Genomic DNA, 7,710 nt, shown 5'->3' with positions numbered 1-7,710 from the left:
ATCTACGGCCCCGAAGGCGTCTCCTTCTACACCCGCGGCAAAGTCATCACCTCACGCTGGCCCGAACCCACCCACGCCTCCGGCGCCTCCTACAACTTCCCCTCCAACTAGCAGCCCCAGCAGAAAGACAACGCTGTCATGACTGATGTCGAGAACAAGCTGATCATCGGCACCGCCCCCGACTCCTGGGGCGTATGGTTTGCCGACGACCCGCAGCAGACACCGTGGGAACGGTTCCTGGACGAGGTTGCAGAGTCCGGCTACAAATGGATTGAACTGGGTCCGTACGGCTACCTGCCGAACGACCCCACCCGCCTGGCAGAAGAACTCAAGCAGCGTGACCTCCAGGTCACCGCAGGAACGGTCTTCACGGCCTTCCACCGCGGCGCCAAGCAGTATGACGAAGCGTGGGAACCGGCGCGCAAGGTAGCCGAACTGACAGCAGCCATGGGCGGCGAACACATCGTCGTGATCCCCGCGATGTGGCGTGACGATGTCACGGGCGAAGCCGTGGAAAACGGTGAACTCACGGGCGGGCAGTGGGCCGACCTCTTCGCCGGCCACAATCGCATGGGCAGAGTCCTGCTGGAGGACTTCGGCCTGCACCAGCAGTTCCACTCCCACGCCGACTCGCACGTCGGTGCGCAGAAGGACATCGAGACCCTGCTGGCGGCGACCGATCCGCAGTACCTGAACCTCTGCCTGGACACGGGACATGCTGAATACTGCGGAGCTTCCAGCCTGGAACTCATCAAGAACTACCCGGACCGCATCGGCTACCTGCACCTCAAGCAGATTAACCCTGGGATCCTGGCCGAGGTCAATGAGAAGAACATGACCTGGGCAGCTGCCAACCTGGCCGGCGTCATGACTGAGCCGCCGAACGGCCTCCCGGACCTGCGTGCCGTCATTGAAGCTGTGGAAGCGCTCAACCGGCCGATCTTCGGCATCGTGGAGCAGGACATGTACCCGGTAGCGTTCGATGTGCCGATGCCCATCGCCAAGCGCACCCGCAATTACCTGCTTTCCTGCGGATCCCGCACCCGCGTCCAGTAATACGGCCAGTAACGCCGTTCCAGCCAAGAACCCCACGAAGGACAGATACAGTGACAAAGACTCTCCGCGTTGCCGTTATCGGCGCAGGCCGCATGGGTGCGGATCACATCAAGCGCCTCAGTACCCGCATCCACGGCGCTGAAGTGGCCGCCGTCGTCGACGTCGACCTTGCACGCGCACAGGTTGCCATCGAAGGCATTGATGGCGCCGTGGCGCTGGCCAGTGCCGACGAGGCACTCAACAACGGCGACGTCAACGCCGTGCTGATTGCTACCCCGGGATTTCTCCACGAGGAGATTCTTTACAAGGCCTTGGAGAAGGACTTCCCGATCCTGTGCGAGAAGCCGCTGACGCCGGATGCCCACAGCGCATGGAAGGTGGTCCAGGCTGAGCAGGCGCTCGGGCACAAGCGCATTCAGGTGGGCTTCATGCGCCGCTTCGATGCCGAGTACTCGGCGTTGGGTGCGATCATCCGCAACAGCGATTTGGGGGAGCTGTTGATGTTGCACCACCAGCACCGCAATCCGACCACCCCTGAGGGCTTCACCAACGAGATGCTGATCAATGACTCCGTGGTTCACGAGTTCGACGCGATCCGCTACTTCACCGGTGAGGAAATCACCTCCGTGCAGGTCCGTCTGGGCAAGGCAACGCGCAACGCGCCGAACGGCCAGCACGACCCCCAGCACGTGCTGCTGGAAACCGAGTCCGGTGTCCTGGCCGACGTCGAAATTTACGTGAATGCCAAGTTCGGCTACCAGGTTGCCACGCAGGCGTCCTTTGAGGACGGCATTGTGAGCATCGGCGGCGACAGTGGCCCGTACGTCCAGTCCTCCGGTAAGTGGGGCGGCAACGTCACCCCCGGCTTTGAGGAGCGTTTTGGAGCGGCGTACGACGTCGAGGTGCAGGCTTGGGTGGACGCCGCCCTCCGCGGTGACATCGGCGGTCCCACCGCCTGGGACGGTTATGCAACCGCCGCGTGCTGCGAGGCCGGCATCGAGGCCCAGAAGTCCGGCGAGAAAGTCAAGGTTCAGCTGAACACCAAGCCGGATCTCTACAAGTAGGGGATTGACCATGAAAATCGCACTGGACCCCACTCCGTTCCACCACAGCCACAGCCTGTTGGAATTCCCACGCGTTGCGGCCGACCTCGGCTACAAGTACCTCCAGATGACTCCGCACGCGGACCTCATCCCGTTCTACAACCACCCCAAGGCCGATGACGATCTGGTGGGGAAGCTGAAGGCAGCGTGTAAGGACGCCGGCGTCGACATCGCTTCCGTCTTGCCTGTGCTGCGCTGGTCCGGTCCGGACGAGGACGCCCGCGAAGCTGCCGTCCGCTATTGGAAGCGTGCCATCCAGATCGCCGTGGACTTGGGCGTCCAAACCATGAACACGGAGTTCAGCGGCCGCCCGGAGAAAGCAGAGGAGTCCGAGCGCGCATTTTACCGCTCCATGGAAGAACTGCTGCCAATCATCGAACGGGAAGGTATGGACGTCCTGATCGATCCGCACCCGGACGATTTTGTGGAGGACGGCTTGGCCGCCCTGCGCGTCATTCGCGGCATCAACTCGCCGAACATCGGCCTGGTCTACGTTGCCTCGCACACGTTCCACATGGGCAACAAGCCGCTGGAGATCATGCGCGCCGCTGGAGACAAGCTGCGCTTGGTCCACGTCTCGGACACCATGAACCATCACGCTTCCCACGGCCTGAGGTACATCACCAACCCGCCCGGCAATGCTGTCCGCGTCCACCAGCACCTGAAGATCGGTGACGGCGACGTGAACTGGGACGAGTTCTTTGGTGGGCTCAAAGAGATCGGGTTCCTGGATAAAGAGAACACCGTGATGGTGTCCTCAGTGTTCGCCGAAGATGACAATGCGGAAGACGTGTCCCGCTACCAACTCAAAACGATGGTGGACCACGTTGCCCGGGCCCGCTAAGGACCGGTGACGAGCTAAGGAACCCATGACCAATTCATCCTCACTGGAAACCCAAACCGACCAGACCGGCGTCCCCCGCACGAGCGGAGGGAAGGACGCCAAGCCGGCCAATCCCAAGAAGTTCCTCAGGAAGGTGGCGCTGTTCTCCACCTTCGGCGGGCTGCTGTTCGGCTACGACACCGGCGTCATCAATGGCGCCCTGCCGTTCATGCAAAAAGACCTTGGACTCACACCGCTGACCGAAGGCCTTGTGACGTCCACCCTGCTGTTTGGTGCCGCGTTCGGTGCAATCAGCGCAGGGCGGTTGTCGGACCGTTTCGGCCGGCGCAAAACCATCATGGGCCTGGCCCTGATCTTCGCCTTCGCCACTGTGGCGTGCTCTTTGGCTCCGACCACCGAGCTGCTGGTGCTTGCGCGCACTGTCCTGGGGCTGGCCGTTGGCGGTGCCTCCGTGATTGTTCCCGTCTACCTTGCGGAGATGTCGCCTGCCGCCCAGCGGGGCAGGATCGTCACGCAGAACGAGCTCATGATTGTGACGGGCCAGTTCCTGGCGTTCACCTTCAACGCGGTCCTGGGCAACCTGTTCCCGGACTCGATGCACGTGTGGCGCTGGATGCTGGTGATTGCCACCCTGCCGGCCGTTATTCTGTGGTTCGGCATGCTGGTACTGCCGGAGAGCCCGCGCTGGCTGGCGTCTTCCGGCCGTTTCGGCGAGGTGATGGACGTGCTCCGCCGGACGCGCGCTGCCGGCGAAGTCTCCAAGGAGTTCGACGACGTCCGCCGCGCCGCCCGCGAGGATTACCAGTCGAAGATGGGGACGTTCAAAGACCTCGCTGTTCCCTGGGTCCGCAGAATTTTTGTGGTGGGCCTGGGCATGGCCGTGATCAACCAGATCAGTGGCGTCAACGCCATCATGTACTACGGCACATCCATCCTGTCCTCGTCCGGCTTCGGCGATCAAGGCGCTCTGCTGGCCAACGTGGTCAACGGCGTGACGTCGGTGGTGGCCGTCATTGTGGGCATGTGGATGATGACGCGGCTGAACCGTAAATCAATGCTGATCTTCGGATTGTGCGGGACGGCGGCCTCGCTGACGGCTATCTCCATCACGTCCTTTGCAGTGCCCGAAGGCATGCTCCGTGGTTACTTGGTACTCCTGTTCATGGTGACGTTCCTGGCCTCCATGCAGTCCTGTATCGGCACTGTCACGTGGCTGACCCTGGCCGAGATCTTCCCGCTGCACGTCCGCGGCGTGGGAATGGGCATCTGCGTCTTCGTATTGTGGATCATCAACTTCATGGTGGGCTTCTTCTTCCCCCAGATGGTGGCCTGGATGGGCGTCTCAGCCACGTTCCTGGTGTTCGTTGCCCTGCAGTTGGTGGCGATCGTCTGGGTGAAGCGAACCGTGCCGGAAACCAGGGGTAAGAGCCTGGAAGAGCTGGAAGCGTTCTTCAAAGCACGCGCCTAACCGGGTTTGAACACAGCTAATGCCCCTAAGAAACGTTCTTAGGGGCATTTGCTGTGTTCAAACTACGGCGCTACGGGCCGAACGGGAGCCGGGAGTCGATGTCCTGGCCGTCCCAGGTCTGGCGAATCCAGCCGTGGTGCGGGTCGTCGCTGATGAGCCAGTCACGCACGCGGCCGGGGCCGGCCATGACGTTGAGGTAGTAGAGGTCGTAGCCGGGGGCAGCCATGGCCGGACCGTGCCAGCCATATGGCACCAGCACGACGTCGCCCGTGCGGACCTCCGCAGAGACGTCAATGGGCCGTTCGTCGGATGCGTACACGCGCGCGTAGCCGATGGCGTCGGAGTCTTCCGGTGCCGGGGATTCAGGCGCCACGCGGGTTTCGAAGTAGTAGATCTCTTCGAGGCTGGTTTCGCCCTCCTTCTCCTCATCGTGCTTATGGGGAGGGTAGGAGGACCAGTTGCCGGCTGGGGTGATGACCTCGCACACAATGAAGCGATCGGCTTCCAGCGCAGCGGGAGTGCCGAAGTTGTGGACCTGGCGTGAGCAATTACCGGCTCCGCGAAGTTCTACGGGTGTCTCGGCAGCAGTCACCAGGCGGGTGGGGTACCCGGCCTTGGCCGGTGCGGTCGCCACGGCAACACGGCCGCCGTCGTGCGAGCTGATGGTGAGGGCCTTGCCGATACCGGTGTAGAGGACGTCGCTGGGTCCGTGGAAAACGGACTGCCGGCCCGCGAGGCTGTACTCGCCGTCGTCGAGCGTTACCGTGAACGTTCCGCTCAACGGCACCACGATGCGCTCTTCCGCTGCGGCGGGAAGTTCGACGGCCGCACCTGCGGCGAGTGTCGCGACCTTCAGGCCAGTGTGGGCCCAGCCGTCAATGGCCAGGGTGGAATCGGAAGTCCCCAGCGAGATGTCCCATTTGCCGTCGTTGGCTGTTCCCAGCGGGTATACCCAGTTGGCCATAAGTAGTTGTCCTTGTGTTAGCGCTGTACGAGTGTCATTTCAAAGCTGTAGGAATCGGCGCGGTAGACGTGGTGGCCGGTTTCCACCATGCGTCCGGTGTCGTCCACCGCCGTGCGTTCCATGGTGACCAGTGCTGAGCCCGCCTCGGCTTCGAGGAGGGGAGCCTGGTAGTCATTGGCGATCATGGCGCCGATACGTTGGGAAGCCAGCCGGAAGTTCACGCCGCCACGCCGGAGAATGGCGTAGAGCCCTTCCTTGGCGAGCTGGGCTTCATCGATGCTGGTGATGTCGTCGCGGACCCAGTTCTCCATGAGCGCCAAGGGTTTGCCGCCCACTTTGCGCAGACGAGTGAAGTGGTAGACCTTGGACCCGGCAGGTAGTTGGAGAGCTGCGAGCGTGAGGGGGTCTGCCTCCACGTGGGAGAAGCTCAGGACCTCGGTGGTGGGCTTCTTGCCGTTGTTGCTGAGGTCGTCGTAGAGGCTGGAGAGTTCCAGCGGGCGACGCACCTGGCTGGAGACCACCTGCGTTCCCACACCGCGTTTGCGGACCAATAGTCCGGCGCGGACAAGCTCGTCCATGGCCTTGCGCATGGTGGGGCGGGACAGGTTGAGCTGGGCTGCGAGGTCGATCTCGTTGTCCAGGCGGCTGCCGGGTTCCAGGATGCCGCTGTGAATCGCGGCCTCGATGCCCTGGACCACCTGATGGTAGAGGGGCACGGGGGACGAACGATCGATGCTGAGACTGAGTTGGTTCGCCACTGGATTCTCCTAGACGCCTGCTGAAGGCCGGGCGGGAGCGGGGTTGCGGCTCCTGTGCCGGATGGATGCCTATGTCCGCTCATGTTCTCTTGATAGGACATATTGCCTTTTTCTGATAATAGCAGCCGGGGTGCGGCCGTCAAGGAAGTCGCCGCCGGGCGGGGCCGCGAGGCCTTCCACTCGAGAAGGTTACGTTAAAACATCCTAATGTCAGGACAAACTATTGACAAAGTGTGAGGCGAGTCACCATGATCTGAGTAGTAGGTCATCCGGATACGAGTCTCCGGAGGCCTGAACCTGACATCAAAGGAGATAACGGTGGCAAAATTCTCATGGCGAACAGCGGCAGTCGTCGCGGCAGTGGTTCCCCTCGTGGCACTGAGCGCCTGTTCCAGCCAGGGTGGCAAGCCGGCTGATACCGGCGGGGGTGGAGCGGCCGGCCAAGTCGCAAGCACCGAGCGCATCAAGATCGCCCTCATCACGCACGCTCCTCCCGGTGACACCTTCTGGGACACCGTTCGCAAGGGGGCGGAGGAAGCAGCAGCCAAGGACAACGTGGAACTGCTGTACACCAGCGACGCCGAAGCAGGACGCCAAGCGCAGTTGATCCAGCAGGCCGTGGACCAGAAAGTCGACGGCATCGCGGTCACGCTCGCCACCCCCGATGCGCTGAAGGATTCACTCAAGAAGGCAACCGAGGCCGGAATCCCGATTGTCAGCTTGAACGCGGGCGAGTCGGTCTCCAAGCAGCTCGGCGCGTTCACGCACTTCGGTTCCAATGAGAAGCTTGCCGGTGAAGCGGTGGGTGAGCGGCTGGCCGCAGAAAACTTCAAGCACCCCATCTGCGTCATCCAAGCGCAGGGGCACGTAGGCTTGGAAGCCCGTTGTGCCGGTGTTAAAGCGAAGGTTCCTGGCACGGAAATCCTCTACGTCAACGGCGCGGACATGACCTCCGTGGAATCCACGGCAACCGCCAAACTGCAGGCTTCCAAGGATGCAGACGTGATCATCGGCTTGGGTGCGCCGATCACCCTGACGCTCATCAAGTCCGTGTCCACGGCAGGAAGCTCCGCCAAGGTGGCCAGCTTCGACCTGAACAAGGAACTGGCACAAAAGATCGCGGACGGCGGAGTGCTGTTTACCGTGGACCAGCAGCCATGGTTGCAGGGCTACGGCGCCATCGACGCCATTTGGCAGAACAAGCGCGGTGGTTTCACTATCGGTGGCGGCCAGTCCGTCCTGACCGGGCCGGCCATCATCGACAAGGCCAACGCCACCGACGTCCTGAAGTTCGCTGAGCAGGGTATCCGCTAGCACTGACTCGCCGGGGGGGGGGGGGGGGCGCGGCCCCCCCCCGCCCCCCCGGTGGGTGAGAGGGGGGGCGCCCCCGCCCGCGCCGCGCGGGGGGGGGGGGGGCGCGGGGGGGGGGGCCGGGGGGCGCGCGGGCGGGGGGGGGGGGGCGCGGGCGGGGGCGGGGGGGGCGGGCGGGGGGGGGGCGGCGGGGGGGGGGGGGGGGG

7 protein-coding genes are annotated in these 7,710 nt (G+C 63.3%); 5 read left to right on the top strand and 2 right to left on the bottom strand.

Features of this window, described 5'->3' with window-relative positions; all coding sequences use genetic code 11:
- The first annotated feature begins 138 nt into the window (after positions 1–138).
- Genes LN996_RS23055 through LN996_RS23040 form a run of 4 tightly spaced genes read left to right on the top strand, consistent with a single transcriptional unit; the run spans position 139 to position 4,471 of the window.
- Positions 139–1,056, top strand: a complete 918-nt coding sequence (locus LN996_RS23055) for a sugar phosphate isomerase/epimerase (protein WP_231343421.1) — start codon at positions 139–141, stop codon at positions 1,054–1,056.
- A 50-nt stretch (positions 1,057–1,106) separates the two neighbouring features.
- Positions 1,107–2,120, top strand: a complete 1,014-nt coding sequence (locus tag LN996_RS23050; protein ID WP_231343419.1) for a Gfo/Idh/MocA family protein — start codon at positions 1,107–1,109, stop codon at positions 2,118–2,120.
- A 10-nt stretch (positions 2,121–2,130) separates the two neighbouring features.
- A complete protein-coding gene (locus LN996_RS23045) occupies positions 2,131–3,003 on the top strand; it encodes a sugar phosphate isomerase/epimerase family protein (RefSeq protein WP_231343416.1) in 873 nt (290 codons plus the stop codon).
- Between the two features lie 25 nt (positions 3,004–3,028).
- Complete coding sequence (locus tag LN996_RS23040) at positions 3,029–4,471, top strand: sugar porter family MFS transporter (RefSeq protein WP_231343414.1); 1,443 nt, start codon at positions 3,029–3,031, stop codon at positions 4,469–4,471.
- A gap of 70 nt (positions 4,472–4,541) precedes the next feature.
- Here the strand turns inward: LN996_RS23040 and iolB are convergent, their stop codons facing one another.
- Both iolB and LN996_RS23030 read right to left on the bottom strand, forming a co-directional pair.
- Positions 4,542–5,435, bottom strand: coding sequence for a 5-deoxy-glucuronate isomerase (gene iolB, locus LN996_RS23035; protein WP_231343412.1), 894 nt, complete (start codon positions 5,433–5,435; stop codon positions 4,542–4,544).
- 17 nt (positions 5,436–5,452) lie between these two features.
- Complete coding sequence (locus LN996_RS23030; protein ID WP_231343410.1) at positions 5,453–6,193, bottom strand: GntR family transcriptional regulator; 741 nt, start codon at positions 6,191–6,193, stop codon at positions 5,453–5,455.
- Between the two features lie 318 nt (positions 6,194–6,511).
- Between LN996_RS23030 and LN996_RS23025 the strand changes: the two genes are divergently transcribed.
- Positions 6,512–7,507: a substrate-binding domain-containing protein gene (locus LN996_RS23025; protein ID WP_231343408.1), complete on the top strand. Its 996-nt coding sequence runs from the start codon at positions 6,512–6,514 to the stop codon at positions 7,505–7,507.
- Positions 7,508–7,710 lie beyond the last annotated feature (203 nt).

The sequence above is a fragment of the Arthrobacter sp. AK01 genome, from assembly GCF_021109375.1.
In the GTDB taxonomy this organism is placed as follows: Bacteria; Actinomycetota; Actinomycetes; order Actinomycetales; family Micrococcaceae; genus Arthrobacter.
The sequence above is the reverse complement of the archived record's forward strand: the minus strand, read 5'-3'. Positions and strand labels throughout refer to the sequence as shown.

Bases quoted from the DNA above. Each gene is read 5' to 3' on its own strand.
- LN996_RS23045 (WP_231343416.1), top strand. From the start codon at position 2,131: ATGAAAATCGCACTGGACCCCACTCCGTTCCACCACAGCCACAGCCTG.
- LN996_RS23040 (WP_231343414.1), top strand. From the start codon at position 3,029: ATGACCAATTCATCCTCACTGGAAACCCAAACCGACCAGACCGGCGTC.
- LN996_RS23055 (WP_231343421.1), top strand. From the start codon at position 139: ATGACTGATGTCGAGAACAAGCTGATCATCGGCACCGCCCCCGACTCC.
- iolB (WP_231343412.1), bottom strand. From the start codon at position 5,435: ATGGCCAACTGGGTATACCCGCTGGGAACAGCCAACGACGGCAAATGG.